Annotated in this window: 36 protein-coding genes; 8 read left to right on the forward strand and 28 right to left on the reverse strand. The window is 68.8% G+C overall.

The window, feature by feature from the left end:
* Nucleotides 1–56: 56 nt before the first annotated feature.
* Both AC1DP1_RS14415 and AC1DP1_RS14420 read left to right on the forward strand, forming a co-directional pair.
* The gene (locus AC1DP1_RS14415; protein WP_477507409.1) at nucleotides 57–1,226 is read left to right on the forward strand and encodes an FHA domain-containing protein; all 1,170 of its coding nucleotides are present in this window, start codon (nucleotides 57–59) and stop codon (nucleotides 1,224–1,226) included.
* On the forward strand, nucleotides 1,223–2,695 hold the full coding sequence (locus AC1DP1_RS14420) for a serine/threonine-protein kinase (RefSeq protein ID WP_477507410.1): 1,473 nt from the start codon (nucleotides 1,223–1,225) through the stop codon (nucleotides 2,693–2,695). The genes AC1DP1_RS14415 and AC1DP1_RS14420 overlap by 4 nt, the downstream gene beginning before the upstream one ends.
* A gap of 27 nt (nucleotides 2,696–2,722) precedes the next feature.
* On the opposite strand, the gene AC1DP1_RS14425 is transcribed toward AC1DP1_RS14420, so the two are convergent.
* From AC1DP1_RS14425 to rpsJ, 25 genes are all read right to left on the reverse strand, one after another.
* Nucleotides 2,723–3,754: a TerC family protein gene (locus AC1DP1_RS14425; protein ID WP_477507411.1), complete on the reverse strand. Its 1,032-nt coding sequence runs from the start codon at nucleotides 3,752–3,754 to the stop codon at nucleotides 2,723–2,725.
* Between the two features lie 205 nt (nucleotides 3,755–3,959).
* Nucleotides 3,960–4,784: a type I methionyl aminopeptidase gene (gene map, locus AC1DP1_RS14430; RefSeq protein WP_477507412.1), complete on the reverse strand. Its 825-nt coding sequence runs from the start codon at nucleotides 4,782–4,784 to the stop codon at nucleotides 3,960–3,962.
* A gap of 16 nt (nucleotides 4,785–4,800) precedes the next feature.
* Nucleotides 4,801–5,376, reverse strand: a complete 576-nt coding sequence (locus AC1DP1_RS14435; protein WP_477507413.1) for an adenylate kinase — start codon at nucleotides 5,374–5,376, stop codon at nucleotides 4,801–4,803.
* Complete coding sequence (secY, locus tag AC1DP1_RS14440; protein WP_457188170.1) at nucleotides 5,377–6,672, reverse strand: preprotein translocase subunit SecY; 1,296 nt, start codon at nucleotides 6,670–6,672, stop codon at nucleotides 5,377–5,379. It lies immediately after the preceding gene.
* A 190-nt stretch (nucleotides 6,673–6,862) separates the two neighbouring features.
* Nucleotides 6,863–7,303 (reverse strand): 50S ribosomal protein L15, encoded by a 441-nt coding sequence (gene rplO / locus AC1DP1_RS14445; protein ID WP_477507414.1) that lies wholly within the window; start codon nucleotides 7,301–7,303, stop codon nucleotides 6,863–6,865.
* Between the two features lies 1 nt (nucleotide 7,304).
* Entirely contained in the window at nucleotides 7,305–7,487 is a 183-nt protein-coding gene (gene rpmD / locus AC1DP1_RS14450) for a 50S ribosomal protein L30 (protein ID WP_056599717.1), read from the reverse strand.
* Nucleotides 7,487–8,110 (reverse strand): 30S ribosomal protein S5, encoded by a 624-nt coding sequence (gene rpsE, locus AC1DP1_RS14455; RefSeq protein WP_457188167.1) that lies wholly within the window; start codon nucleotides 8,108–8,110, stop codon nucleotides 7,487–7,489. Before rpsE ends, rpmD begins: the two co-directional genes overlap by 1 nt.
* A gap of 40 nt (nucleotides 8,111–8,150) precedes the next feature.
* Entirely contained in the window at nucleotides 8,151–8,534 is a 384-nt protein-coding gene (gene rplR, locus AC1DP1_RS14460) for a 50S ribosomal protein L18 (RefSeq protein WP_191278204.1), read from the reverse strand.
* A 1-nt stretch (nucleotide 8,535) separates the two neighbouring features.
* The gene (gene rplF / locus AC1DP1_RS14465; protein ID WP_300049844.1) at nucleotides 8,536–9,078 is read right to left on the reverse strand and encodes a 50S ribosomal protein L6; all 543 of its coding nucleotides are present in this window, start codon (nucleotides 9,076–9,078) and stop codon (nucleotides 8,536–8,538) included.
* Between the two features lie 34 nt (nucleotides 9,079–9,112).
* Nucleotides 9,113–9,532 (reverse strand): 30S ribosomal protein S8, encoded by a 420-nt coding sequence (rpsH, locus tag AC1DP1_RS14470; RefSeq protein ID WP_300049842.1) that lies wholly within the window; start codon nucleotides 9,530–9,532, stop codon nucleotides 9,113–9,115.
* Nucleotides 9,533–9,602: 70 nt separating this feature from the next.
* Nucleotides 9,603–9,788 carry a type Z 30S ribosomal protein S14 gene (locus AC1DP1_RS14475; protein WP_011757321.1) on the reverse strand — a complete coding sequence of 62 codons (186 nt, stop codon included), beginning with the start codon at nucleotides 9,786–9,788 and terminating at the stop codon, nucleotides 9,603–9,605.
* Between the two features lies 1 nt (nucleotide 9,789).
* On the reverse strand, nucleotides 9,790–10,356 hold the full coding sequence (gene rplE, locus AC1DP1_RS14480; RefSeq protein WP_457188162.1) for a 50S ribosomal protein L5: 567 nt from the start codon (nucleotides 10,354–10,356) through the stop codon (nucleotides 9,790–9,792).
* A gap of 1 nt (nucleotide 10,357) precedes the next feature.
* Complete coding sequence (gene rplX / locus AC1DP1_RS14485) at nucleotides 10,358–10,711, reverse strand: 50S ribosomal protein L24 (protein WP_300049836.1); 354 nt, start codon at nucleotides 10,709–10,711, stop codon at nucleotides 10,358–10,360.
* Between the two features lie 2 nt (nucleotides 10,712–10,713).
* Nucleotides 10,714–11,082: a 50S ribosomal protein L14 gene (gene rplN, locus AC1DP1_RS14490; protein WP_056887123.1), complete on the reverse strand. Its 369-nt coding sequence runs from the start codon at nucleotides 11,080–11,082 to the stop codon at nucleotides 10,714–10,716.
* 103 nt (nucleotides 11,083–11,185) lie between these two features.
* A complete protein-coding gene (rpsQ, locus tag AC1DP1_RS14495; RefSeq protein ID WP_300049831.1) occupies nucleotides 11,186–11,470 on the reverse strand; it encodes a 30S ribosomal protein S17 in 285 nt (94 codons plus the stop codon).
* Entirely contained in the window at nucleotides 11,467–11,709 is a 243-nt protein-coding gene (gene rpmC / locus AC1DP1_RS14500) for a 50S ribosomal protein L29 (protein WP_477507415.1), read from the reverse strand. The genes rpsQ and rpmC overlap by 4 nt, the downstream gene beginning before the upstream one ends.
* Complete coding sequence (rplP, locus tag AC1DP1_RS14505) at nucleotides 11,709–12,128, reverse strand: 50S ribosomal protein L16 (RefSeq protein WP_129426329.1); 420 nt, start codon at nucleotides 12,126–12,128, stop codon at nucleotides 11,709–11,711. Before rplP ends, rpmC begins: the two co-directional genes overlap by 1 nt.
* Nucleotides 12,129–12,133: 5 nt before the next feature.
* On the reverse strand, nucleotides 12,134–12,952 hold the full coding sequence (gene rpsC / locus AC1DP1_RS14510; protein WP_457188156.1) for a 30S ribosomal protein S3: 819 nt from the start codon (nucleotides 12,950–12,952) through the stop codon (nucleotides 12,134–12,136).
* Nucleotides 12,952–13,401, reverse strand: coding sequence for a 50S ribosomal protein L22 (gene rplV, locus AC1DP1_RS14515; RefSeq protein WP_191194626.1), 450 nt, complete (start codon nucleotides 13,399–13,401; stop codon nucleotides 12,952–12,954). Before rplV ends, rpsC begins: the two co-directional genes overlap by 1 nt.
* On the reverse strand, nucleotides 13,398–13,679 hold the full coding sequence (gene rpsS, locus AC1DP1_RS14520; RefSeq protein ID WP_056906592.1) for a 30S ribosomal protein S19: 282 nt from the start codon (nucleotides 13,677–13,679) through the stop codon (nucleotides 13,398–13,400). Before rpsS ends, rplV begins: the two co-directional genes overlap by 4 nt.
* Nucleotides 13,680–13,684: 5 nt before the next feature.
* Nucleotides 13,685–14,521 carry a 50S ribosomal protein L2 gene (rplB, locus tag AC1DP1_RS14525; protein WP_129453376.1) on the reverse strand — a complete coding sequence of 279 codons (837 nt, stop codon included), beginning with the start codon at nucleotides 14,519–14,521 and terminating at the stop codon, nucleotides 13,685–13,687.
* A gap of 24 nt (nucleotides 14,522–14,545) precedes the next feature.
* Nucleotides 14,546–14,851, reverse strand: coding sequence for a 50S ribosomal protein L23 (gene rplW / locus AC1DP1_RS14530; protein WP_457188153.1), 306 nt, complete (start codon nucleotides 14,849–14,851; stop codon nucleotides 14,546–14,548).
* The gene (rplD, locus tag AC1DP1_RS14535) at nucleotides 14,848–15,714 is read right to left on the reverse strand and encodes a 50S ribosomal protein L4, sunset domain variant (protein ID WP_477507416.1); all 867 of its coding nucleotides are present in this window, start codon (nucleotides 15,712–15,714) and stop codon (nucleotides 14,848–14,850) included. Before rplD ends, rplW begins: the two co-directional genes overlap by 4 nt.
* Before the next feature lie 2 nt (nucleotides 15,715–15,716).
* Entirely contained in the window at nucleotides 15,717–16,382 is a 666-nt protein-coding gene (gene rplC / locus AC1DP1_RS14540) for a 50S ribosomal protein L3 (protein WP_191194624.1), read from the reverse strand.
* A gap of 8 nt (nucleotides 16,383–16,390) precedes the next feature.
* Nucleotides 16,391–16,699, reverse strand: coding sequence for a 30S ribosomal protein S10 (rpsJ, locus tag AC1DP1_RS14545; RefSeq protein ID WP_008360994.1), 309 nt, complete (start codon nucleotides 16,697–16,699; stop codon nucleotides 16,391–16,393).
* Between the two features lie 497 nt (nucleotides 16,700–17,196).
* Here rpsJ and AC1DP1_RS14550 point away from each other — a divergent pair, with 497 nt between their 5' ends.
* A complete protein-coding gene (locus AC1DP1_RS14550) occupies nucleotides 17,197–17,538 on the forward strand; it encodes a hypothetical protein (RefSeq protein ID WP_457188147.1) in 342 nt (113 codons plus the stop codon).
* On the opposite strand, the gene trmB is transcribed toward AC1DP1_RS14550, so the two are convergent.
* The 3 genes from trmB to AC1DP1_RS14565 are packed head-to-tail and all read right to left on the reverse strand — an operon-like array spanning nucleotide 17,514 to nucleotide 20,155.
* Nucleotides 17,514–18,245 carry a tRNA (guanine(46)-N(7))-methyltransferase TrmB gene (gene trmB / locus AC1DP1_RS14555; RefSeq protein WP_477507417.1) on the reverse strand — a complete coding sequence of 244 codons (732 nt, stop codon included), beginning with the start codon at nucleotides 18,243–18,245 and terminating at the stop codon, nucleotides 17,514–17,516. The genes AC1DP1_RS14550 and trmB overlap by 25 nt on opposite strands.
* A 51-nt stretch (nucleotides 18,246–18,296) precedes the next feature.
* On the reverse strand, nucleotides 18,297–19,700 hold the full coding sequence (locus AC1DP1_RS14560) for an aspartate aminotransferase family protein (protein WP_477507418.1): 1,404 nt from the start codon (nucleotides 19,698–19,700) through the stop codon (nucleotides 18,297–18,299).
* A complete protein-coding gene (locus tag AC1DP1_RS14565) occupies nucleotides 19,697–20,155 on the reverse strand; it encodes an Lrp/AsnC family transcriptional regulator (protein ID WP_457188141.1) in 459 nt (152 codons plus the stop codon). The genes AC1DP1_RS14560 and AC1DP1_RS14565 overlap by 4 nt, the downstream gene beginning before the upstream one ends.
* 192 nt (nucleotides 20,156–20,347) lie before the next feature.
* Here AC1DP1_RS14565 and AC1DP1_RS14570 point away from each other — a divergent pair, with 192 nt between their 5' ends.
* The 5 genes from AC1DP1_RS14570 (at nucleotide 20,348) to AC1DP1_RS14590 (ending at nucleotide 26,032) form a co-directional block, all read left to right on the forward strand.
* Nucleotides 20,348–21,793, forward strand: coding sequence for a gamma-aminobutyraldehyde dehydrogenase (locus tag AC1DP1_RS14570; RefSeq protein ID WP_477507419.1), 1,446 nt, complete (start codon nucleotides 20,348–20,350; stop codon nucleotides 21,791–21,793).
* A gap of 92 nt (nucleotides 21,794–21,885) precedes the next feature.
* Entirely contained in the window at nucleotides 21,886–23,136 is a 1,251-nt protein-coding gene (locus AC1DP1_RS14575; RefSeq protein ID WP_477507420.1) for an ABC transporter substrate-binding protein, read from the forward strand.
* A 1-nt stretch (nucleotide 23,137) separates the two neighbouring features.
* Entirely contained in the window at nucleotides 23,138–24,238 is a 1,101-nt protein-coding gene (locus AC1DP1_RS14580) for an ABC transporter ATP-binding protein (RefSeq protein ID WP_477507421.1), read from the forward strand.
* Nucleotides 24,235–25,146, forward strand: coding sequence for an ABC transporter permease (locus AC1DP1_RS14585; RefSeq protein WP_477507422.1), 912 nt, complete (start codon nucleotides 24,235–24,237; stop codon nucleotides 25,144–25,146). Before AC1DP1_RS14580 ends, AC1DP1_RS14585 begins: the two co-directional genes overlap by 4 nt.
* 1 nt (nucleotide 25,147) lies before the next feature.
* Nucleotides 25,148–26,032 carry an ABC transporter permease gene (locus AC1DP1_RS14590; RefSeq protein ID WP_477507423.1) on the forward strand — a complete coding sequence of 295 codons (885 nt, stop codon included), beginning with the start codon at nucleotides 25,148–25,150 and terminating at the stop codon, nucleotides 26,030–26,032.
* Nucleotides 26,033–26,041 lie beyond the last annotated feature (9 nt).

Raw genomic sequence — 26,041 nt, forward strand, 5'->3', positions numbered from 1 at the left:
GGCGTGATGGGTGATGATGGCGGGGTGGGCGTGTACGAGGGGAGCCGACGTTGATCGTGGAAGCGCGGTACGCCAGCGGTGCTGGGGTGCTCGTCGGCAGTGGCGCGCACTGGGTGCTGCTCACCGACCCCGATGACGAGCGGGTGGTCCAGGAGATCTGGGACGCGCTGTCGCTGACGGCGCCGTCCGGGGCCAGCGTCGCCGAGCGCGTGCTGGCCGTCGCCGAGAAGGCGTTCGAGGGCGACCCGCCCGGACTGGCCCTCGTCGACTTCACCTCGGGTGCGTCGACGACGTTGTCCCGCGGCGCCGGTCACGTGCGCCTCGCCGGGCCGTCGCGCGTGCTGAGCCTCGATGGCGGGGCGGACCCCGACGGCCTCGTCACCACCCGACGCCTCGTGGGTGGGGTGGTCGCCGCCGATCGCGTCGAGCTGACGCCCGTGTCGGCCCGCACCGCTCCCATCCACCGTGTCGAGGCGAGCCCGGCGCCCGCGGCGGCCGCCCTCATCGACGGCATCCCTGACGCCATCCTCGCGGCGAAGGGTCCCGACGGCCCTCCCCCGCGCACCCGTGTACGTCCTCGGGTCGAGGACACCGGTTCGCTCATCGACACCTCCGAGCCCGACCCGCTGATGATGCAGCGCATCGAGGAGGGGGCCCACACCACGATCCGGCCCCCGACGACGCCGACCACCGCGGCGGAGCCCGACGACCACGACGGCGCCACGTCCATGCGTCCGGCCCACCTGGCCCACACCACCGCGCCGACGGTGCTCGCCGTGAGCTGCCCCCTCGGGCACCTGACTCCCCCGGCCTCCCCGCAGTGCCGCGTGTGCCACCAGCGGGTCGCCCCGCAGGAGCCGCGGCGCGTGGACCGGCCGCCCCTCGGCGGTCTCCGACTCCCCACCGGTGAGGTCGTGCCGCTCGACCGGGGCGTGATCCTGGGGCGCAAGCCGGTCCCCGCCGAGGGCAGCACCGACTGGCCCCACCTCGTGCACCTGCCGGCCGACCACTCGTTCGTGTCGCGACGCCACCTGCAGATCGAGCTCGACGGCTGGGACGTGGTCGCCCGCGACCTCGACAGCCGCGGCGGCACCACGTTCGCGCCCCCGGGCCGTGATCCGGAGCGCATGCGGCCCGGCGACGCCTACGTGCTCGAGCCGGGCACGGTCCTCGACATGGCCCACGTCTACAGCGTCCGCTACGAGTCCGGGGCGGTCGCCCGGTGAGCGCACCAGCCATCCCGGGGTTCGCGTTCATCGAGCACCTCGGCAGCGGCGGCTTCGCCGACGTCTTCCTCTACGAGCAGCAGTGGCCGCGCCAGCGCGTCGCGGTCAAGGTCGTACGCCCCGACGTGCCGCTGACCGACCGCGAGAAGTACCTCTTCACCGCCGAGGCCAACGCCATGGCGCGGCTGGCCGACCACCCCTACATCGTCTCGGTCATCACCGCCGGGGTCACGGCCGAGGGCGGCCGCCCGTTCCTCGTGATGCGCTACTGCCCCCCGCCGGACCTCGGCGTGCGGGTGCGCGCCAACCCGATGGCTCCGGTCGACGCGGTCTCCACCGGCATCAAGCTGGCGAGCGCGATCGAGACCGCGCACCGCTCGGGCATCCTGCACCGCGACATCAAGCCGAGCAACGTCCTCGTCACCACCTACCACGAGCCGGCGCTGACCGACTTCGGCATCGCCGGCCACATGGCCGACGTCGAGGGCGACAACGACGTCCGCATCTCCTACCCCTGGTCGCCGCCCGAGCTGCTCGACGGACGGTCCAACGGCTCGGTCGCCTCCGACGTCTACTCCCTCGGCGCGACCATCTGGCACCTGCTCGTGGGGCGGTCGCCGTTCTCCATCCCGTCGGGCGACAACTCCACCCGGGCCCTCAGCGCGCGCATCCTGCACGCCACTCCCCCGGCCACCCAGCGCCCCGACGTCCCACCCGCGCTCGACCGGCTCCTCCAGCAGTGCCTGGCCAAGCGCCCGGAGCACCGGCCCGCCAGCGCCCTCGAGCTCGCTCGCGCGCTCCAGCGCATCGAGTCCGCCGCCGGCTGGGCGCGGACCTCGGTCGCCGTGGAGGGCGACCGGCCCGACGCGTCGGTCAGCCCCTCCGAGGCGCCCGGCTCGTCCGGCTCGTCCGGGACCTCCGGGTCGTCGGGCTCGTTCGCGTCGCCCGGCGCGGCGGGACCGGGCGAGGACGCGACGGCGATGAAGCCCGTCACGGTGATCTCGGCGAGCGGTCCGCGGCGCATCGCCGCCCAGGACCCCGCACCTGCGCTGCAGGACGGCGAGGAGGAGCGGGCCGGAGTGCCGGGCCTGGTGTGGGCCGGCATCGGCGTCGCGGTGCTCGCGCTGCTGGTCGGCTTCCTCGTCCTCGGCGGCAACGACCGCGAGGAGGATCCGGGCGTCGTCGTTCCGACCGAGTCGCAGACGCCGGCCGACGTGATCCCCGACGTCCTCGTCGAGGCGGTGACGCTCACCGGGAGCCGCACGCCCCGCGGGGTCCTGTTCGAGTGGCGCCCGCCCGTGAGCGTCGAGGCCGGCGACTCGTTCAGCTGGCACCGCGACGACACCGACGAGTACGGCAGCACGTCCCGCAGGCAACTGCTGGTGCGCACCGACGAGCCGGTGTGCCTCGACGTGCGGATGACCCGCGGATCGGACAACTCGCCCAGCGCGAGCCAGTGCGTGTCCTGACCCACGGGTCCCGACGTCAGGCGGCGGTCAGCCGTCTTCCCAGTCGCGGCGCGGGCCGGTGGCCGCGTCCTGCTCCTCGTCGGACATCCGGCTCGACGCCCACAGCGACAGCGCCGCGGTGATCGCCAGCGTGGCGACGATGACCACGAGCGAGAGCCAGATCGGGATCTCCAGCCACGCGTAGTCGAGGGGCTCGCCACCGTTGATGAACGGCAGCTCGTTTTCGTGCAGCGCGTGGAAGAACAGCTTGACGCCGATGAAGGCCAGCAGGAACGCGAGGCCGTAGGAGAGGTAGATCAGGCGCTGGAGCAGGCCACCGATGAGGAAGTAGAGCTGGCGCAGGCCCATCAACGCGAAGATGTTGGCCGTGAGCACCAGGTAGGGCTCCTTGGTGATGCCGAAGATCGCGGGGATCGAGTCGAGGGCGAACAGCAGGTCCGTCGTGCCGAGCGTGAGGATCACGATGAACATCGGCGTGATCATCTTCTTGGCGTTGTCACCGCTGATCAGGAGCTTCTTGCCGTGCCACTCCGACGTGGCCGGGAAGCGCCGCTCGACGAACGCGACGAGCTTGTTCTCCTCGAACTCGTCGTCCTCGTCCTCGGCGCCCTCCTTGGCGAGCTTGAAGGCGGTGTAGATCAGGAAGATGCCGAACAGGTAGAAGACCCAGCTGAACTGCTCGATCGCCGCGGCGCCGACTCCGATGAAGATCGCGCGCATGATCAGCGCCATCACGATGCCGATCATCAGGGCGTACTGCTGCAGCTCCTTGGGCACGGCGAACTTCGCCATGATGATGATGAAGATGAAGAGGTTGTCGATGGACAGGGAGTACTCCACCAACCACCCGGAGAAGAACTCCAGGCCGTGCTGGTGGTCCCAGACGACCCACACACCGATGCCGAAGAGGATGGCCAGCCCGACGTAGATCGAGAGGTAGGTCGCACACTCCTTCATGCTCGGCTCGTGCGGCCTGCGGCCGACGATGACCAGGTCGAAGGTGAAGATCACGATCGTGACGGCGAAGGTCGCGATCCAGACCCAGGTGGGTACGTCCACGCTGTTGCTCCTTGGGATGAGGCGAGATCGGGGTCCGCGCAGCGCACGGACGCCAGAGGTCTCTTCCGCTCGCGCTGATTCGGCGAACCAGTGGCACCGGGCCCCCGCTCTCGCGGACGCCGTACTGACGACACCACTGTCAGGGAATACTCCCCTCCAACCGCGTCAGTCTGTCACGCGTCGCGGGGTGGGCGTGAAATCGAGGTCAGCGTCCGCCGAATGGGACGCCGAGGGCGTCGAGGCGGGCCCGGCCGCCGTCGACGGCCGTGAGCACCCAGGCGCCCTGCGGGGTCACCGTGAAGGTGTGCTCGAAGTGCGCGGCGAAGGACCCGTCGACGGTTGCGACGGTCCACTCGTCCTCGAGCAGGTCGGTGTGCTTGCTCCCCAGCGTGACCATCGGCTCGACCGCGAGCGCGAGCCCTTCGACGATCGCGGGTCCGCGGCCGCGCCGGCCGACGTTGGGCACGTTGGGCGGCATGTGCATCTCGGTGCCGATGCCGTGGCCCGTGTAGTCCTCGAGGATGCCGTAGCGGCCCTGGGCGCGGACGTGCGTCTCCACGGCGTGGCTGATGTCGCCCACCCGACCGCCGAGACGGGCGGCTGCCATGCCGCGCCACAGCGACTCCTCGGTCACCCGCAGCAGCTCGACGACGTCGTCGGCGACCTCGCCGACAGGGACCGTGATGGCGGCGTCGCCGTGCCACCCCTCGACGATGGCGCCGCAGTCGATAGAGATGACGTCACCCTCGGCGAGCGTGCGTTCACCCGGGATGCCGTGCACCACCTCGTCGTTGACCGAGGCGCAGATCGTCGCCGGGAACGGCGGCTGGCTGTAGCCCTTGAACGACGGCACGCCCCCGTGGTCGCGGATGTTGGTCTCCGCGATGGTGTCGAGCTCCAGGGTGGTCACCCCCGGCCGGACGGCAGCGCGGAGCAGGTCGAGGGTCTCCCCCACGAGCAGCCCGGCGACACGCATCAGGTCGATCTGCTCGGGGGTCTTGATCTCGATCCCGCGGTCCCGGAACCCCATGGGCCTGTGCCGACCGTCAGCTCTGCGGAACGACGTCGAGGGCGTCGAAGATGCGGGTCGTCACGTCGTCGACCTCACCCATCCCGTCGACCTCGACCAGGATCCCGCGCTCGCGGTAGACCCCGATCAGCGGCTCGGTCTGCTCGGCGTAGACCTCCTGACGGCGCCGGATGACGTCCTCGGTGTCGTCGGCGCGACCGTCGGTCTGGGCACGCTGCAGCAGGCGCTGGACGAGCTCCTCCGGGTCGACCGTGAGCACGACGACCGCGTCGAGCCGGTGGCCGGTGAAGGCGATCATCCCGTCGAGCTCGGTGACCTGGGCCAGGGTGCGGGGGTAGCCGTCGAGCAGGAAGCCCGGCTCGGCGTCCGCCTCGTCGATGCGGTTGCGCACCATCAGGTTGGTGACCTCGTCGGGGACGTACTCCCCGGCGTCCATGAAGCGCTTCGCCTCGACGCCCAGAGGTGTGCCCTTCGAGACGTTGGCGCGGAAGATGTCACCGGTCGAGATCGCCGGGATGCCGAAGTGCTCGGCCACGAAGCGGGCCTGCGTGCCCTTGCCCGCACCCGGCGGGCCCATGAGGATCAGTCTCATCTACTTCAGGAATCCTTCGTAGTTGCGCTGCTGGAGCTGGCTCTCGATCTGCTTCACCGTGTCGAGTGCCACGCCGACCATGATGAGGATCGAGGTGCCGCCGAACGGGAAGTTCTGGTTGGCGTCGATCATCGCGAAGGCGACGAGCGGGACCAACGAGATCGCACCGAGGTAGAGCGCTCCAGGGAACGTGATGCGGGACAGGACGTAGGACAGGTAGTCCTCGGTCGGCTTGCCCGCCCGGATCCCGGGGATGAAGCCGCCGTACTTCTTCATGTTGTCCGCCACCTCGACAGGGTTGAAGGTGATCGAGACGTAGAAGTACGTGAAGAAGATGATCAGCAGGAAGTACGTCGCCATGTAGAGCGGGTGGTCGCCGCCGACGAGGTAGGTGCCGATGAAGTCGAGCACGGGGTTCTGGCTCTCGGGGTTGAACTGCACCGCCATCGCCGGGAGGTAGAGCAGCGACGAGGCGAAGATGACCGGGATGATGCCGGCCTGGTTGACCTTGAGCGGGATGTAGGTCGAGTTGCCACCGAACATCTTGCGGCCGACCATGCGGCGGGCGTACTGCACCGGGATGCGGCGCTGGGCCTGCTCGATGAAGATGACGCCGGCCACGAGGAGGAGGCCGATCACCATCACGATGCCGAAGGTGACCCAGCCCTGGGAGGTCTGCACGCTCCACAGCGCCGCCGGGAAGGTCGCGACGACCTGGGTGAAGATGAGGATCGACATGCCGTTGCCGATGCCGCGGTCGGTGATGAGCTCACCGAGCCACATGATGACCGCGGTGCCTGCCGTCATCGTGATGACCATGACCAGGAACGTCGAGGTGCCGTCGTCGTGCAGCAGGTCGCGCGTGCAGCCCTGCAGCAGGGCGCCGCTGCGCGCGAGGGCGACGATGCCGGTCGCCTGCAGCACGGCCAGTCCCAGGGTCAGGTAGCGCGTGTACTGGGTGATCTTCGTCTGACCGGCCTGCCCCTCCTTCTTCAGCGCCTCGAGCCGTGGGATCACCACGACGAGGAGCTGCAGGATGATGGAGGCCGTGATGTACGGCATGATCCCCAGCGCGAAGATGGTGAGCTGGAGCAGCGCACCACCCGAGAAGAGGTTGATCAGGCTGTAGAGGCCACCCTCTTCGAGCTGGTTGATGCACGCCTGGACATTGGCGACGTGCACACCTGGGGTGGGCACCTGCGAGCCGAGTCGGAAGATCGTGACGATCAGCAGGACGAAGAGCAGCTTGCGCCGCAGGTCCGGAGTCCGGAAAGCGTTGGCGAACGCGCCTAGCACTGGTTCCTCTTTCGTATGGGTGCCCGACCAGGATCGGCGGGCGGACGAGACACCCTCGCCGTCGTACGGCTGAGAGCCCGGGGAAGCCTAACAGTCGGGGTTCGACCCGCTTCCCCGCTCAACGACGAAGGCCCGGCCGACAGTTCCCACTGTGCGGCCAGGCCTTCACCGGATGAGCGAGATCGTGGCCTCAGGCCACGGTCGCGGTGCCACCGGCAGCCTCGATCTTCTCCTTGGCGGAGGTCGAGAACGCGTGGGCGCTGATCTGGACGGCGACGGAGATGTCACCCTGACCCAGGACCTTGACGGGCTGGTTCTTGCGAACGGCGCCCTTGGCCACGAGGTCGTCGACGGTCACGGTGCCACCGTCGGGGAACAGCTCGCCGAGCCGGTCGAGGTTGACGACCTGGAACTCCACGCGGAAGGGGTTCTTGAAGCCCTTCAGCTTGGGCAGGCGCATGTGGATCGGCATCTGGCCACCCTCGAAGGCAGCCGGAACCTGGTAGCGCGCCTTGGTGCCCTTGGTACCGCGGCCGGCGGTCTTGCCCTTGGAGCCCTCACCACGACCCACACGGGTCTTGGCGGTCTTGGCACCCGGAGCGGGACGCAAGTGGTGCAGCTTGAGCGTCATGTCACTCCACCTCCTCGAACGTCACCAGGTGACGGACAGTGTTGATCATGCCCCGGATCTCCGGGCGGTCTTCCTTCACGACGACGTCGCCGATCCGCTTGAGACCGAGCGACCGCAGGGTCTCGCGCTGGTTGGCCTTGAGGCCGACCAGACCACGCTTCTGCTGGACCTTGAGCTGTGCCATCAGGACTGCACCCCCGCGGTCTCGGCCTGACCCTCGGCGCGCGCCCTGAGCAGCGCGGCCGGGGTGACGTCCTCGACGCGCATGCCGCGACGGGCGGCCACGGCCTCGGGCTCCTCGAGCATCCGCAGCGCCTCGACGGTCGCGTGGACGATGTTGATCTGGTTGGACGAGCCGAGCGACTTGCTCAGCACGTCGTGGATACCGGCGCACTCGAGGACCGCACGCACCGGGCCACCGGCGATGACGCCGGTACCGGGAGCAGCGGGACGCAGCAGGACGACGCCTGCGGCCTTCTCGCCCTGGACCGGGTGCGGGATGGTGCCCTGGATGCGGGGAACCTTGAAGAAGGCCTTCTTGGCCTCCTCGACACCCTTGGCGATCGCCGCGGGAACTTCCTTCGCCTTGCCGTAGCCGACGCCGACCAGACCTTCACCGTCGCCGACGATCACGAGGGCGGTGAAGCTGAAGCGACGACCACCCTTCACGACCTTGGCGACACGGTTGATCGCCACGACGCGCTCGATGTAGGCGGTCTTGTCAGCCTGACCGCGACCGTTGTCGCGTCCGCGACGGTCACCAGACTGGCGCTCGCCACCGCGCTGTCCGCGCTGGGCTCCGCTCATGAGACTTGCTCCTTCATCATCATTGTCTTCGATCGGGCGATCAGAATTGGAGGCCGCCCTCGCGGGCGGCGTCGGCCAGGGCCGCGATGCGGCCGTGGTACTTGTTGCCGGCGCGGTCGAAGACGACGTCCTCGATACCTGCCGCCTTGGCGCGCGACGCCACCAGCTCGCCGACCAGCTTGGCCTTGGCGGTCTTGTCGCCGTCGGTGCCGCGGACGTCGGCCTCCATGGTGGAGGCGTAGGCCAGCGTGGCACCCTGCAGGTCGTCGACGACCTGCACCGAGAGGTGCTTGGCCGACTTGGTGACCACCAGGCGCGGACGCTCGGCGGTGCCGTTGATCCGCTTGCGGCCACGTGCCTGACGACGCAGGCGCGCCCGGACGCGGTTGGCGGTGTGCTTGTTGTTGCTCAGCGAGATCGCCATGTCACTTACCGGCCTTTCCGACCTTGCGACGGATGTGCTCGCCGGAGTAACGCACGCCCTTGCCCTTGTAGGGCTCGGGCTTGCGCAGCTTGCGGATCTTGGCCGCAACCTCGCCGACAAGCTGCTTGTCGATGCCGACGACGCCGAGCTTGGTCGGGCCCTCGACGGTGAAGGTGATGCCCTCGGGGGCGTCGAAGATGATCGGGTGCGAGTAGCCGAGCTGGAACTCCAGCTGGGTCGGGCCCTTGGGCAGGACGCGGTAACCGACGCCCACGATCTCGAGCTTCTTCTCGTAGCCCTCGGTGACGCCCACCACCATGTTGTTGATGAGCGTGCGGGTCAGGCCGTGGAGCGAGCGGCTGTTGCGCTCGTCGTCGGGACGCTGCACCTCGAGGATGCCGTCCTCGCCCTTAGCGACCGTGATCGGCGCGGCGATGGTGTGCGACAGGGTGCCCTTGGGCCCCTTGACCGTCACCAGCGACTCGTCGATCGCGACGTCGACACCGGACGGGACCGCGATGGGGAGCTTGCCAATGCGCGACATGCTTCTCTCTCTTCCTGGTCTCAGTTGGTCCGGGTCACCAGACGTAGGCGAGGACTTCGCCGCCCACGCCCTTCTGGTTCGCCTGGCGGTCGGTCAGCAGTCCCTGCGACGTCGAGATGATCGCGACGCCGAGGCCACCGAGGACCTTGGGCAGGTTGGTGCTCTTGGCGTAGACACGCAGGCCGGGCTTGCTGATGCGGCGCACGCCGGCGATCGAGCGCTCCCGGTTGCGGCCGTACTTGAGCGTCACGGTCAGCGTCTTGCCGACCGAGGGCTCGCCCTCGGCGGTGACGTTGTCGGCGACGTCGTAGGAGGTGATGTAACCCTCCTGCTTGAGGATCTCCGCGAGGCCGGCCTTCATCTTGCTGTAGGGCATCGACACCGCGTCGTGGTACGCCTGGTTGGCGTTGCGCAGACGCGTGAGCATGTCTGCGATCGGGTCAGTCATCGTCATGATGTGGTTCTTTCTCGTCGTGGTTTCCCGCAGGCATCACAGCCGGGGGACCTTCAACGGGTGTGAGTGATTACCAGGAGGACTTGGTGACGCCGGGGAGCTCGCCGCGGTGGGCCATCTCCCGCAGGCAGATCCGGCACAGGCCGAACTTGCGGTAGACGGCCTTCGGGCGACCGCAGCGCTGGCAGCGGGTGTAGCCGCGGACAGCGAACTTCGGCTTGCGGGCGGCCTTGACCTTGAGAGCAGTCTTCGCCATGTCAGTTCTCCTTGAACGGGAAGCCGAGCTGCTTGAGCAGCGCCCGACCCTCGTCGTCGTTGGTGGCGGTGGTCACGATGGTGATGTCCATACCGCGCGACCGGTCGATCCTGTCCTGGTTGATCTCGTGGAACATGACCTGCTCGGTGAGACCGAAGGTGTAGTTGCCACGACCGTCGAACTGCTTCGGCGAGAGGCCGCGGAAGTCGCGGATGCGGGGCAGGGCCAGGGACAGCAGGCGGTCCAGGAACTCCCACATGCGGTCGCCGCGCAGGGTGACGTGCGCGCCGATCGGCATGCCCTCGCGCAGCTTGAACTGCGCGATCGACTTGCGGGCCTTGGTCACGGACGGCTTCTGGCCGGTGATCGCGGTGAGGTCGCGGATCGCGCCCTCGATCAGCTTCGAGTCGCGAGCAGCCTCGCCGACGCCCATGTTGACCACGATCTTGGTCAGGCCGGGCACCTGCATGATGTTGGCGATGTCGAACTCGGAGCGCAGGGCGGGGATGATCTCCTCGCGGTAGCGCGCCTTGAGACGGGGAATCTCAGTGGTCTGGGTCTCGGCCATCTCAGATCTCCTTGCCGGACTTGCGGGACACGCGGACGGACCGGGTCGCGGAGTAGGTCGAGCCGTCGGGACGGCGCTTGGTGACCTCGTCGCGGCGGAAGCCGACACGCGTGACGCCGTCGCCCTCGACGAGCATCACGTTGGAGACGTGGATGGGCGCCTCGCGGGTGATGATGCCGCCGGTGGTGTTGGTCTGCTGCACGGACTTGGTGTGGCGCTTGACGAGGTTGACACCCTCGACGATCACGCGGTCCTCCTCGCGGAGCACCGAGATGACCTTGCCCTGGGCACCCTTGTCCTTGCCAGCGATCACCTTGACGGTGTCGCCCTTCTTGATGTTCATGTCCTTACCCATCTTCAGAGCACCTCCGGGGCGAGCGAGATGATCTTCATGAAGCGCTTCTCGCGCAGCTCGCGGCCGACGGGGCCGAAGATGCGCGTGCCACGGGGCTCGCCGTCGTTCTTGAGGATGACGGCGGCGTTCTCGTCGAAGCGGATGTAGGAACCGTCGGCGCGGCGACGCTCCTTGACGGTGCGCACGATCACGGCCTTGACGACGTCGCCCTTCTTGACGTTGCCACCGGGGATCGCGTCCTTGACGGTGGCGACGATGACGTCACCGATGCCGGCGTAGCGACGCCCAGAGCCACCGAGAACACGGATGCAGAGGATCTCCTTCGCACCGGTGTTGTCGGCGACCTTGAGTCGCGACTCCTGCTGGATCATTGATTTCTCCTGGTTGTCGAGCTGGTTCTCGCCCCCTCAGAGGGGAGCGAGCCTGGCCGAACTGATATGTGGAAACTTGTGCTCGAGGCCGGGGGGCCTCAGGTCACTTGGCCTTCTCCAGCACCTCGACGAGGCGCCAGCGCTTGGTGGCCGACAGCGGACGGGTCTCCATGATGAGGACCCGGTCGCCGATGCCGCACTGGTTGGTCTCGTCGTGCGCCTTCAGACGCGACGTCTTGCGCAGGACCTTGCCGTAGAGGGCGTGCTTCACGCGGTCCTCGACGGCGACGACGATGGTCTTGTCCATCTTGTCGCTGACGACGAGGCCCTCGCGGACCTTGCGCTGGTTGCGCTCGTCGACCGACTGGGTCGCAGTGTTCTCGCTCATGCCTTCGCCTCTTCGTTGGTGCCCGGGGTGGTGCGGATGCCGAGCTCGCGCTCGCGGACCACGGTGTAGATGCGGGCGATGTCCTTCTTGACCACGCGCAGGCGGCCGTTGCTCTCCAGCTGGCCGGTCGCGGCCTGGAACCGGAGGTTGAACAGCTCCTCCTTGGCCTCGCGCAGCTTGGCCTCGAGGGCGGGTGCGTCGAGCTCGTCGAGCTCGTGGGCGATCAGCTTGGTAGCCATCAGAATTCACCGGCCTCACGGGAGATGAACCGGCACTTCATCGGGAGCTTGTGCATCGCACGGCGCATGGCCTCGCGAGCAGTCACCTCGTCCACACCGGAGAGTTCGAACATGACGCGGCCGGGCTTGACGTTGGCAACCCACCACTCGGGGGAACCCTTGCCTGAACCCATGCGGGTCTCGGCAGGCTTCTTGGTCAGCGGACGGTCCGGGTAGATGTTGATCCAGACCTTGCCGCCACGCTTGATGTGGCGGGTCATGGCGATACGGGCCGACTCGATCTGTCGGTTGGTCACGTAGTGACCCTCGATCGCCTGGATGCCGAAGTCACCGAACGCCAGCGTGGTGCCACCCTTGGCAGCGCCACGACGCTTGGGGTGGTGCTGCTTGCGGTGCTTGACGCGACGGGGCATCAACATGAGGTTCAGGCCTCCTGTCCGGTGCTCGGTGCAGCCTCGGCAGCCGGGGCCGCAGAGGTCTCAGCAGCGCCCTCGGCGCGGGGAGCGCGGTCGCCGCGCGAGCCGCGGCTCGGACGCTCGCCGCCACGGGTGTTGGGACGACCGCCGCGGCCGGGGGCACCGGCGCGGGCAGCCTGCTGGGCCTGGCGCTCGGCACGGGTGCCGGCGACCTCGCCCTTGTAGATCCAGACCTTCACGCCGATACGGCCGAAGGTCGTGCGGGCCTCGTAGAAGCCGTAGTCGATGTCGGCGCGGAGGGTGTGCAGGGGCACGCGGCCCTCGCGGTAGAACTCCGTGCGCGACATCTCGGCGCCGTTGAGGCGACCCGAGCACTGGATCCGGATGCCCTTGGCACCGGAGCGCATCGAGGTCTGCATCGCCTTGCGCATCGCGCGACGGAACTGCACACGACCCGAGAGCTGCTCGGCGACACCCTGGGCGACCAGCTGCGCGTCGATCTCGGGGTTCTTGACCTCGAGGATGTTGAGCTGGACCTGCTTGCCGGTGAGCTTCTCGAGCTCGCCGCGGATGCGGTCCGCCTCGGCGCCGCGGCGGCCGATGACGATGCCGGGACGCGCGGTGTGGATATCCACACGGACGCGGTCACGCGTGCGCTCGATCTCGACCTTGGAGATGCCGGCCCGCTCCATGCCCTTGGAGAGCAGCTTGCGGATGGCGACGTCCTCACCGACGTACGACTTGTAGAGCTTGTCGGCGTACCAACGGCTCTTGTGGTCGGTGGAGATGCCCAGGCGGAACCCGTTCGGGTTGATCTTCTGGCCCATCAGGCACCCTTTCCGTTCTTCGAGGCGCGGGCCTTCTTGCCCGGCGCGGTGAGCACGTCAGCCGGCTGCACCGCGAGGGTGATGTGGCTCGTGCGCTTGTTGATGCGGGTCGCCCGACCCTGAGCACGCGGACGCCAACGCTTCATCGTCGGGCCCTCGTCGACCATCGCGACGGAGAGGACCAGGTCGGCCCGGTTGAGGCCCTCGGTCGTCTCGGCGTTGGCGACGGCGCTCTCCAGCACCTTGTAGACGGTCTCGGAGGCGGCCTGCGGCGCGAACTGCAGCAGGGTCAGGGCCTCGTCGACCTGGAGGCCGCGGACCATGTCGACGACACGGCGAGCCTTCATCGGGGTGATCCGCACGTAGCGTGCGCTCGCGTACGCGCCCGGCTGGTCGCCGAGCAGCGTGGTGCGGCGCGCACTGGTGCGGCTGCGCTCGGTGGTGCTCATCGACGGCGTCCCTTCCGGTCTTCCTTGACGTGCCCGCGGTAGGTGCGGGTGGGGGCGAACTCCCCGAGCTTGTGGCCGACCATGGAGTCGGTCACGAAGACCGGGACGTGCTTGCGACCGTCGTGCACAGCGATGGTGTGGCCGATCATGTCGGGCACGATCATCGACCGGCGCGACCAGGTCTTGATGACGTTGTGGCTGCCCTTCTCGTTCTCGGCGTCCACCTTCTTCTGAAGGTGGCCGTCGACGAAGGGGCCCTTCTTGAGGCTGCGAGGCATGTCGGTTACTTCCTACCCTTGCCGGACTTGCGGCGACGAATGATCTGGGAGTCGCTGGCCTTGCGCTTGCGCGTGCGGCCCTCGGGCTTGCCCCAGGGGGAGACGGGGTGGCGACCACCGGACGTCTTGCCCTCACCACCACCGTGCGGGTGGTCGACCGGGTTCATGACGACACCGCGGACGGTCGGGCGGACGCCCTTCCACCGCATGCGGCCGGCCTTGCCCCAGTTGATGTTCGACTGCTCGGCGTTGCCGACCTCGCCGATCGTGGCGCGGCAGCGCACGTCCACGAAGCGCATCTCGCCCGAAGGCATGCGCAGCGTGGCGCGGCTGCCCTCGCGGGCGACCAGCTGGGCCGAGTTGCCGGCCGAGCGAGCGATCTTCGCGCCGCCGCCCGGACGCAGCTCCACGCAGTGGATGGTCGTACCGACCGGGATGTTGCGCAGCGGCAGGTTGTTGCCGGGCTTGATGTCGGCGTTGGGGCCGGACTCCACCGCGGTGCCCTGGGTCAGACCCTTGGGCGCGACGATGTAGCGCTTCTCGCCGTCGGCGTAGTGCAGCAGCGCGATGCGCGCGGTGCGGTTGGGGTCGTACTCGATGTGAGCGACCTTCGCCGGGACGCCGTCCTTGTCGTAGCGACGGAAGTCGATGATGCGGTAGGCGCGCTTGTGACCGCCACCCTTGTGCCGGGTGGTGATGCGGCCCTGGTTGTTGCGGCCACCGTTCTTCGGCAGCGGGCGCGTCAGCGACTTCTCGGGCGTCGACCGGGTGATCTCGACGAAGTCGGCCACCGACGAGCCACGACGGCCCGGGGTGGTCGGCTTGTACTTGCGGATAGCCATATCAGTTCCTAGTCAGGAGCCCGGTCAGGAGACCGGACCTCCGAAGATGTCGATGCGGTGACCCTCGGCGAGGCTGACGATTGCGCGCTTGGTGTTGGGACGCTTGCCCAGGCCGTACTTGGTGCGGCGCGTCTTGCCCTGGCGGTTGATCGTGTTGACCGAGGTGACCTTGACGTCGAAGACCTTCTCGACCGCGATCTTGATCTCGGTCTTGTTGGCGTCCGGGTGGACGATGAAGGTGTACTTGTTGGCGTCGAGCAGGCCGTAGCTCTTCTCCGACACGACCGGGGCGATCAGGATGTCGCGGTGGTCCTTGTGCAGGGTGCTCACTTGTCGCTCTCCTTCTCGTCGGCGCGGTTCAGGCCAGCGGCCTCGGCGTCCTCGGTGGACTTGAACCAGAAGTCGCCACCGGAGACGTCGTAGGCGGAGTCGCCCTCGACGAGGTAGGTGCCGGACTGCAGGCCCTGGACGTCGTAGCCCTTGGGGTTCTTGCCGCTCTTGAGCGGGGCCTTCGCGCCGGCCGGCAGAGCCGGCTCGTCGGTGGCCTGCTCGGAGGCGGGCGCAGCAGCCGACTCGGTCTTCGCGGCCGGAGCAGCGGAGGCGCCACCCACGAAGACGTCGTAGGCACCCTTGGTGAAGACCACGTCGTCGGCGTTGAGCACGTCGTAGGTGTTGAGCTGGTCGACGGCGACGATGTGGACCTCGGGCGCGTTGCGCAGCGAGAGCCAGGTGATCGCGTCGGAACGCTCGAGCACCACGAGGTAGCCCACGCGGTCGGTCAGCGAGACCAGCGAGGCCAGCGCGGCCTTGGTGGAGGGCTTGTCGCCCGACACCAGGGCGTCGACCACGTGGACGCGGTCGTTGCGGGCCCGGTCGGAGAGGGCACCGCGCAGGGCGGCGGCCTTCATCTTCTTGGGGGTGCGCTGGTCGTAGCTGCGCGGCTGCGGGCCGTGGACGATGCCACCGCCGGCGAACTGCGGCGCGCGGGTCGAGCCCTGGCGGGCGCGACCGGTGCCCTTCTGCTTGTAGGGCTTGCGTCCACCACCGCGGACCTCGCCGCGACGCTTGGTGGAGTGCGTGCCCTGACGCGCAGCGGCCTGCTGGGCCACGACGACCTGGTGGATCAGGGGAATGTTGACCTCGACGTCGAAGATCTCGGCGGGGAGGTCGACCTTGACGGTCTTGACAGCCATGCTCAGGCCTCCTGCGTCTTCTTGGCGGCCGAGCGAAGGACGACGAGACCGTTCTTGGGGCCAGGAATGGCGCCCTTGATCAGGATCAGGCCCTTGTCGGCGTCGACGGCGTGCACCGTCAGGTTCTGGGTGGTCACCGTGTCGTTGCCCATGCGGCCCGCCATGCGGGTGCCCTTGAACACGCGACCCGGGGTGGCGCAGGCGCCGATGGAGCCCGGCTTGCGGTGGTTGCGGTGCGCGCCGTGCGAGGCGGAGACACCGTGGAAGCCGTGACGCTTCATGACACCGGCGAAGCCCTTGCCCTTGCTGGTGCCGGTCACGTCGATCTCCTCGCCTGCGGCGAAGGTCTCGACGGTCAGCTCCTGGCCCACGGTGTAGGCGGCAGCGTCAGCGGTGCGGATCTCCACCACGTGGCGGCGGGGGGTGACCCCGGCCTTGGCGAAGTGACCGGCGTCGGGCGAGTTCACCTTGCGGGCCTCGATCTCGCCGAAGCCGACCTGGATGGCGTTGTAGCCGTCCACCTCGGGCTGGCGGATCTGGGTGACCACGTTGGTGCTCGCGGCGATCACGGTCACGGGGACGACCTTGTTGTTCTCGTCCCACAGCTGGGTCATGCCGAGCTTGGTGCCCAGCAGGCCCTTCACGTTGCGTTCGAAAGTCTTAGCCATGTCGCGCCTCAGAGCTTGATCTCGATGTCGACACCGGCAGGCAGGTCGAGACGCATCAGCGAGTCGACGGTCTTCGGCGTCGGGTCGATGATGTCGATCAGACGCTTGTGCGTCCGCATCTCGAAGTGCTCGCGGGAGTCCTTGTACTTGTGGGGCGAACGGATGACGCAGTACACGTTCTTCTCGGTCGGCAGCGGCACAGGGCCGGCGACCTTCGCACCCGTACGGGTGACGGTGTCCACGATCTTCCGCGCCGAGGTGTCGATCACCTCGTGGTCATAGGCCTTGAGCCTGATGCGGATCTTCTGTCCCGCCATAGGTCCCTGTCCTCTTCGATCTCGTACGCCTGGTCTGGTTTCGGCTCCCGGCCCCTGGTGGGCGAGCGCCGCCTGTCTCTCCTCCACCCTCCGACCCCCGCGGTCGGGCGTGTCGCGCCCCCAACTGAAAACATTGGGCCTCGTGACACGACCCCGGGAGGTCGGTGTAGCTCTGGGTGGCACCCGACGGTTGTCGGATCTGGTCGAGTCTCCGATCACCATGTGATCCGGTGCGGTGCACGCAGACGACTGGCTCGATCAAAGGAGACGCGATTCAGAAGTCAAGGTGTGCCGCACCCCGGCGACCCGCCGGAGCAACCGGAACATCTTGACAGACTCCGCACGCCCACGCCAAATCGCAATGACGGTGGAGCACGTGGCCCGCTCCCGATGTCCCGGGAAGTCGCCAGCCTACGCTCCGGGGCGCGCGGACGGCGAACCGGCGCCGCTCGAGCAAGGCTCTTGCGGCGCCCGCGGGGCCGACCTACCGTCGGAGGATGGCCGGCCTGGTCGCGCTCGTCCTACGGGGCGTGCGCACGCGCCTCTCCCCTCCCCCGCCGGAGCCGTCGGTCCCGGCGATCGAGGAGCTCGCGGCCGCCCTGCGCCGCGTCCGGCCGCTGGTGCTCGCACCGGCGCCCGGGACGCCGATGGCCCGCCGGCGCGGGACCACGGCGGCGTACGACGACCTGCTGGGCCAGGCGGCACGCGCCCTCAGGGTGCCGGACCTGCTCACCGACCTGCGCGAGGGCACCGACCGCGAGGCCGAGCGGCTGCGGCTCGAGCACCTGCTGCGCGAGGCGGGCCTGGTGCTCGATCAGCCCCGGTCGGACCGGCGGTAGCAGAAGTCGACGATGTCGCGCTCGACGTCGCGGCCCTTGCGCTCGAACCGGGTCACCGGCCGCTCGTCCCATCGCACGACGGGGCCGCCCTCCAGGGTCGGTTCGGCGTCGAGGACCTCGCGCATCTGGTCGGCGTAGTCCGCCCAGTCGGTGGCCAGCCGCCACGCGCCGCCCGGCACCAGCCGGGACGAGGCGAGCGCGGCGTTGGCCGGGTTGACCAGCCGCCGCTTGCGGTGCTTGGTCTTGCGCCACGGGTCGGGGAAGAAGGTCCACAGCTCGGCGACGCTGGCCGGGCCGAGCAGGTTCTCCAGGGTCCAGACCGCGTCGACGGAGCAGAACCGCACGTTGTCGGCCCCCGCCTCGGCGACGCGCCACAGCGAGTCGGCGATGCCGGGGAGCCACACCTCGAGGGCCAGCACGTCGTGGTCGGGGCGCGCGGCAGCCAGCACCGAGGTCGCCTCGCCGATGCCCGGGCCGATCTCGACGATCAGCGGCGCCTCACGGCCGAACCACTCCGCGAGGGCGAAGCCGGGCCGGTCGACGGCCTCCTCGGGGATCACCCAGTCGGCGTGGTGGGCGGCCCACGACTCCGCCTGTCGCGGCGTGAACCGGTTGCCCCGCCGCGAGTAGGTGAGCACCTCCCGCATCCGGCGTCCGTCCGCGGTCAGCTTGTGGTGCGGGCGGGCGGGGCGTACGACGTCGTTCACGGGCCCATCCTCCCCGCTCCCCCGGGTCGGACGCACATCAGCGCGTGCGGGTCAGAGGTGCTCGAGGGCTCCGGTCAGCACCGAGCGCAGTCGCTGCTCGATGTCGTCGAACTCCGGCTGGCCGATGATGAGCGGCGGGGCGAGCTGGATGACGGGGTCGCCGCGGTCGTCGGCGCGGCAGTAGAGACCAGCCTCCCAGAGCGCGCCGGAGAGGTAGCCGCGCAGCAGCCGCTCCGACTCGGCATCGTCGAACGTCTCCTTGGTCTCGCGGTCCTTGACCAGCTCGATGCCGTAGAAGTAGCCGTGGCCGCGCACGTCGCCGACGATCGGGATGTCGAGGAGCTTCTCCAGGGTCGCCCGGAACGCGGGGGCGTTCTGCTGGACGTGGTCGGTGAGGCCCTCGCGCTCGAAGATGTCGAGGTTGGCCATCGCCACCGCCGAGGAGACCGGGTGCCCGCCGAAGGTGTAGCCGTGGGCGTAGGCCGTCGTGCCCGACCTGAACGGCTCGAACAGCCGGTCGCTGGCGATCATCGCCCCGATCGGCGAGTAGCCGGAGGTCATGCCCTTGGCGCAGGTGATGATGTCGGGCTGGTAGCCGAACTCGGTCGCGCCGAACATCTCCCCCACGCGCCCGAAGGCACAGATGACCTCGTCGGAGACGAGCAGGACGTCGTACTGGTCGCAGATCTCGCGGACCCGCTCGAAGTAGCCGGGCGGCGGCGGGAAGCAGCCGCCGGCGTTCTGCACGGGCTCGAGGAAGACGGCGGCGACGGTGTCGGGGCCCTCGAACTCGATCGCCTCGGCGATGCGGTCCGCGGCCCACCGGCCGAAGGCCTTCTCGTCGTCGCCGATGAACTCCGGGCGGCGGTAGAAGTTGGTGTTGGGCACCTTGTGGGCGCCCGGCACGAGCGGCTCGAACATCTCCTTCAGCGGCGGGATGCCGGTGATGGACAGCGCACCCTGCGGGGTGCCGTGGTAGGCCACGGCGCGGGAGATGACCTTGTGCTTGTTGGGCTTGCCGGTGAGCTTGAAGTACTGCTTGGCCAGCTTCCACGCGGACTCGACGGCCTCGCCGCCGCCGGTGGTGAAGAAGACGCGGTTGAGGTCGCCGGGCGCCATCGCGGCGATGCGGTCGGCGAGCTCGACGGCGCGCGGGTGCGCGAAGGACCAGAGCGGGAAGAACGCCAGCTCCTTGGCCTGCTTCGCGGCCGCCTCGGCCAGCTCCTCGCGGCCGTGGCCGACCTGGACGACGAACAGGCCGGCCAGCCCGTCGATGTACTCGCGACCGTGGCTGTCCCAGATCTTGTGGCCCTCGCCCTTCACGATCAGCGGCATCTCGCCGCCGTTCTCGTAGGTCGAGTGCCGCGTGAAGTGCAACCAGAGGTGGTCGCGGCCGGCGGCCTGGTAGTCGAAGGACTCGTCGTAGGGCTTGCCCTCGGCGGAGTGGAGGCTCATCTCGTTCCCCAGTTGTAGTGCTGCTTGTTGAGCTTGAGGTAGACGAAGGTCTCCGAGGAGACCACGCCCTCGAGCTCGCGGACCTGACGGATGACGTCGAGCAGGTGCGGGTCGTCCTCGCACACCACCTCGACGAGGAGGTCGAAGCTGCCGGCGGTGGTGACCACGTAGTCGACCTCCGGCACCTCGGCCAGGCGGTCGCCGACCTTCATCGGGTCGCCCTCGGTGCGGACGCCGATCATGGCCTGGCGGGTGAAGCCGACCTGGGTGGGGTCGGTGACCGCGACGACCTGCATCACCTCGGAGTCGAGCAGCTTCTGGACCCGGGCCCGGGCGGCCGCCTCCGACAGCCCGACCGCCTTGGCGATCGCGGCGTAGGAGATCCGGCCGTCCTCCTGGAGCAGCTCGATGATGCGCTTGGCGGTCGCGTCGAGGCGGACCTGTCCCTCACCCATGCTCGTGCCCCCTGCGCTCGCTCATGGCGCCATGGTGGACGGGACCTCGCCCGTTCGCAAGTCACCGAGCGTGGAATCCGCATTTCCGGCCTGTTAATTCCGCGATTCCCGCACAATCTTCGGCAACAAGTATGGCGATTGCGGGCCTACCCGTCCTAGTCTCCCCTCACTGCACCCGACCGGGAGGACCCCGTGACCAGCCCACGCACGCTGCGCAACTTCATCGGTGGCACGTACGTCGACGGCAGCGCCGGCGCGACGAGCGACGTCGTCGACCCGACGACCGGCCAGGTCGTCGCCCAGGCGCCCGTCAGCGGGGCGGAGGAGGTGGACGCGGCCTACGAGGCCGCCGACCGCGCCTTCGGCGAGTGGGGGCGTACGACGCCCAGCGAGCGCCAGCAGGCGCTGCTGAAGATCGCCGACGCGATCGAGTCCCACGCCGAGGAGCTGATCGAGCTCGAGTCGGCCAACACCGGCAAGATCAAGGCGCTCACCGCGAGCGAGGAGATCCCGCCGATGGTGGACCAGCTCCGGTTCTTCGCCGGGGCGGCCCGCGTGCTGGAGGGCAAGGCGGCCGGCGAGTACATGGCGGGGCACACCTCGTGGATCCGTCGCGAGCCGATCGGCGTCGTCGGCCAGGTCACCCCGTGGAACTACCCGCTGCTGATGGCGGTGTGGAAGATCGGCCCGGCCCTCGCCGCCGGCAACACGGTCGTCCTCAAGCCCAGCGACACCACCCCCGAGAGCACGCTGCGGCTGGCCGAGCTCGCCTCCGAGTTCCTCCCGGCCGGGACGCTGAACGTCGTCACCGGAGACCGCGAGACCGGCCGCCTCCTCGTCGAGCACCCGACGCCCGGGCTCGTCGCGATCACCGGATCGGTCCGGGCCGGCGCCGAGGTCGCGGCGAGCGCCGCCCCGCAGGTCAAGCGGGTCCACCTCGAGCTGGGCGGCAAGGCGCCGGTCGTGGTCTTCGACGACGCCGACATCGAGGCCGCCGTCGAGGGCATCGCGATCGCCGGCTACTTCAACGCCGGCCAGGACTGCACGGCCGCCACCCGCGTCCTGGTCGCCCCCGGCATCCACGACGACTTCGTGGCGGCGCTCGCGGACTACGCGAGGGGCTCGGCACCGGTGGGCCTGCCCGACGACGCGGACGCCCTCTTCGGCCCCGTCAACAACGCCACGCAGCTGGCCCGGGTGAGCCGGTTCATCGAGGACCTGCCGTCCCACGCGACCGTGTCGGCGGGCGGCAACCGTCGTACGGACCTCGGCGACGGCTACTTCCTCGAGCCCACCGTCCTGTCCGGCCTGCGCCAGGACGACGAGGCGATCCAGAACGAGATCTTCGGCCCCGTCATCACGGTCCAGCGCTTCACCGACGAGGAGGAGGCGCTCCGCTGGGCCAACGGCGTCGACTACGGCCTGGCGTCGTCGGTGTGGACCAAGGACTTCGGCCGGGCGATGCGGATGTCGAAGGCGCTCGACTTCGGCTGCGTGTGGATCAACACCCACATCCCGCTCGTCGCGGAGATGCCGCACGGCGGCTACAAGAAGTCCGGCTACGGCAAGGACCTCTCGATGTACGGCTTCGAGGACTACACGCGCATCAAGCACGTCATGGCCAACATCGAGGGCTGAGCGGCGCGCGACCACATGGCGAGCACCATTGTCGACACAGCCACGACCACCACACCTGCACGACTCGGGGGCGAAGCGGAGGAGATGCACCGATGAGACCCATCCCGCGCCGACGGCGCCCCCAGTCCGCGCCGGCCGCGGCCCTGACCGCGGCCGCCTCAGGCGGGCTCAGCCGCCGGGCGCTGCTCGGCACCGGCGTCGCGGCGGGCGCCGGCCTGGCGCTCACCGGGTGCGCCCCGCCCGAGCCGCCCGCGGCGGGAGGCATCGCCAGCCTCGACCTGCCCACCGACGTCTCCGACAAGGAGAAGACGCTCAAGTGGGCCAACTGGACGGCCTACCTCGACATGAACGGCAAGGAGACGACGTCCCCGACCCTCTCTGCCTTCATCGAGCAGTCGGGCATCGACGTCGACTACTTCGAGGAGATCGACGACAACGACTCCTACTACGCCAAGGTCGGCCCGCAGCTGCGTGCCGGTCAGGACATCGACCGCGACATCATCACGCTGACCGACTGGATGGCAGCCCGGCTCATCCGGGACCAGGTCGTCCAGCCGCTCGAGCTGATCCAGATGCCCAACGTGGTGAGCAACCTCCTGCAGCCGCTCAAGGACGCCTCCTTCGACCCCGGCCGGCTCCACTCGATCACGTGGCAGAGCGGCTTCGCGGGCATCGGTTACAACAAGGAGAAGGTCGGTCGCGAGCTGAAGTCCCTCGACGACCTGTGGACCGACGACCTCAAGGGCCGCGTCGTCGTGCTCTCGGAGTTCCGCGACACCGCCGGCCTGGTCATGCAGTCCCAGGGCGTCGACATCGAGAGCGACTGGGGGCAGGCGGAGTTCGAGAAGGCGCTCGACTTCATCGAGCAGAAGATCGACGAGGGCTACATCCGCAAGGTGAAGGGCAACTCCTACATGGAGGACCTCACCAGCGGCAACGCGGTGGCCGGCATCACGTGGAGCGGTGACATCTTCGTCCTCGCCGCCGACACCAAGGACCCCAGCTGGACCTTCACCCTGCCGGAGTCAGGCGGCACGCTCTGGTCGGACAACCTGATGGTCCCGATCACCTCGACCCACCGCTCGAACGCCCAGCGGCTGATGGACTACTACTACGAGCCGGCGGTCGCGGCGCAGGTGGCGGCGTGGGTCAACTACGTGTGTCCCGTCGAGGGCGCCCAGGCCGAGATGGAGAAGATCGACCCCGAGCTGGCCGAGAGCCCGTGGATCTTCCCGAGCGTCGAGTTCATCGAGGACAACAACGTCCAGCAGTTCCGGGTGCTCGACGCGGACGAGGACATCCTGTACGCCGACCTCTGGTCCACGAAGGTGATGGGGAACTGACATGGCCGGATTTCGCGAAGCGAGCGGCGACCTCCGGCTCGAGGGCGTCACCAAGAGGTTCGGGGACTTCACCGCCGTCGACGGCATCGACCTCCTGGTCCCCCGCGGCTCCTTCTTCGCCCTGCTCGGCCCGTCGGGCTGCGGCAAGACGACCACGCTCCGGATGATCGCCGGCCTCGAGCAGCCCACCGCCGGGCGGGTGACGATCGGTGACACCGACCTGACCGGCTCGCGGCCCTACGAGCGCCCGGTCAACACGGTGTTCCAGTCCTACGCGCTGTTCCCGCACCTGACGATCCGCGACAACGTCGCCTTCGGTCCCAAGCGGCGCAAGGTCGCCGACGCGGCCCAGCGCACCGAGGAGTCGCTGGAGCTGGTGCAGATGGCGTCCTTCGCCGCGCGCAAGCCGGCCCAGCTCTCCGGAGGCCAGCAGCAGCGGGTGGCGCTGGCGCGAGCCCTGGTCAACCACCCGGAGGTGCTGCTGCTGGACGAGCCGTTGGGCGCGCTCGACCTCAAGCTGCGCCGCGAGATGCAGGTCGAGCTCAAGCGCATCCAGACCGAGGTGGGCCTCACCTTCATCCACGTCACCCACGACCAGGAGGAGGCCATGACCATGGCCGACACCGTGGCGGTGATGAACAGGGGCCACATCGAGCAGCTCGGAGCACCGGAGGAGCTCTACGACCTGCCCCGCACCCGGTTCGTCGCCAACTTCCTCGGGCAGGCCAACACCGGCGCGGGCACGATCAAGGACGTCGACGGCGACCACCTCGTCGTCAACGTGCTCGGCACGCCGGTCAAGATCCTCAAGTCCCGCTCGCAGGTGCACGAGGGCGAGGTGCTCTTCGGCGTCCGGCCGGAGAAGGTCACCGTGTCGCGCAGGCAGCCGGAGGGCGCCGGCAACGACGTCCGGGGCGTGGTGCGCGACGTGTCCTTCCTGGGCGTGGCCACCAGCTACCTGGTGGACATGCCGAGCGGCGCGACCTGGAGCTGCTACGAGCAGAACCTCGACGTCGAGCCGCTCGACCTGCGACCCGGCGACGAGGTCTGGCTGACCTGGAACCCCGGGCACGCGTTCGGTGTGCCCGCGGAGGAGGCGTGAGCGCGCTCGCCCAGGTGGCCGGTGACCCGGAGCTGGAGCCCGCGCCCGCGGCGCCCGAGTCCAAGCAGCGGTCCTGGACGGCCTACCTGCTGATGCTGCCGGGCGTGCTGTGGCTCGGCGTCTTCTTCCTGCTGCCGCTGGTGCAGCTCGCGTCGGTGAGCCTGCAGAGCCGCTACCCCGGCTTCCCGGGCTACTACTACCGCGACCTCAACTTCTCCAACTACGCCAGTGCCCTCACCGACTACGCCCCACACTTCGCCCGGTCGTTCCTCTACGCCGGCCTGGCGACCTTGCTGGCGTTCGCGGTGGCGTACCCGCTGGCGTACGCCATGGCGTTCAAGGCCGGGAGGTGGCGCAACCTGATGATGATCTGCGTCATCGCGCCGTTCTTCACCTCGTTCATCCTGCGCACGTTCGCGTGGTCGCAGATCCTCGCGGACGAGGGGTGGGTGGCGAGCGTCCTCAACTTCCTGCACGTGCTCCCCAACGGGCACATCATCAACACCCCTATCGCGGTGGTCGCGGGCCTCACCTACAACTTCCTGCCGTTCATGGTGCTGCCCATCTACGCCTCGCTCGAACGCGCTGACCCGCGCGTCATCGAGGCCGGCGGCGACCTCTACGCCAACGGGTTCACGACCTTCCGGACGGTGACGCTCCCGATCTCGATGCCGGGTGTCCTCGCCGGGACGCTGCTCACCTTCATCCCGGCGGCGGGCGACTTCGTCAACATGGAGCTCCTCGGCCCCCAGCGCGGCAAGATGATCGGCAACGTCATCAACGACCAGTTCCTCGCCGTCCCCGGCGGCTACCCGGTGGCGGCGGCGTTGTCCTTCACCCTCATGGCCGCGATCCTCGTCCTGGTCTTCCTCTACGTCCGCCGTTTCGGCACCGAGGAGCTGGTGTGAGATGACCACGACGACGCGCCGGACCCCACCCGCGACCACGACCCGGCCGACGGCCTACCGGCCGTCCGCCGGCAAGCGCGCCCAAGTCTGGCTGGCCAACCACTTCGCGATGATCAGCGCGATCCTGGTGCTCCTCTACCTCTTCCTCCCGGTCGCCTACACGTTCGCCTTCTCGTTCAACGACCACGGCAAGACCAACATCGTGTGGCAGGGCTTCACGTGGAAGCACTGGCAGGACCCCTGCGGCGTGCAGGGCGTGTGCGAGTCGCTGGTCACCTCGCTCGAGGTCGGCGTGATCTCCACGGTCGTGGCCACGGTCTTCGGCACGCTGATGGCGCTGGCGATGGTCCGCTACCGGTTCCGGGGCAAGGCGGCCAGCAACGTGCTGATCTTCGTGCCGATGGCCACGCCGGAGATCGTCATGGGCGCCGCGCTGCTGACGATCTTCGTGCAGGGCTTCGCCAACATCGGGATCAACCTCGGCTTCGGCACCATCGTCTTCTCGCACATCATGTTCTGCGTGAGCTTCGTGGTCGTCACGGTCAGGGCTCGCATCCAGTCCCTCGACCCACGGATCGAGGAAGCCGCCCAGGACCTCTACGCGAGCCCGATGCAGACCTTCTGGAAGGTGACCTTCCCGCTGATCCTGCCCGGCATCGCCGGTGCGGCGATGCTCGCCTTCTCGCTGTCCTTCGACGACTTCATCATCACCAACTTCGTCTCCGGCAACGAGTCGACGTTCCCCAAGTTCGTCTACGTCGCCTCGCGGCGCGGCATCCCCGCCGAGGCCAACGTCATCGGCTTCTCGATGTTCGTGATCGCTGTCCTGCTCGTGCTGGGCGCACAGGCCGTGAGCTCGCTGCGGGCCTCGAAGTACAAGAGCTGACCCCCTTCC

It is taken from the genome of Nocardioides sp. P4_G10 (genome assembly GCF_056401175.1).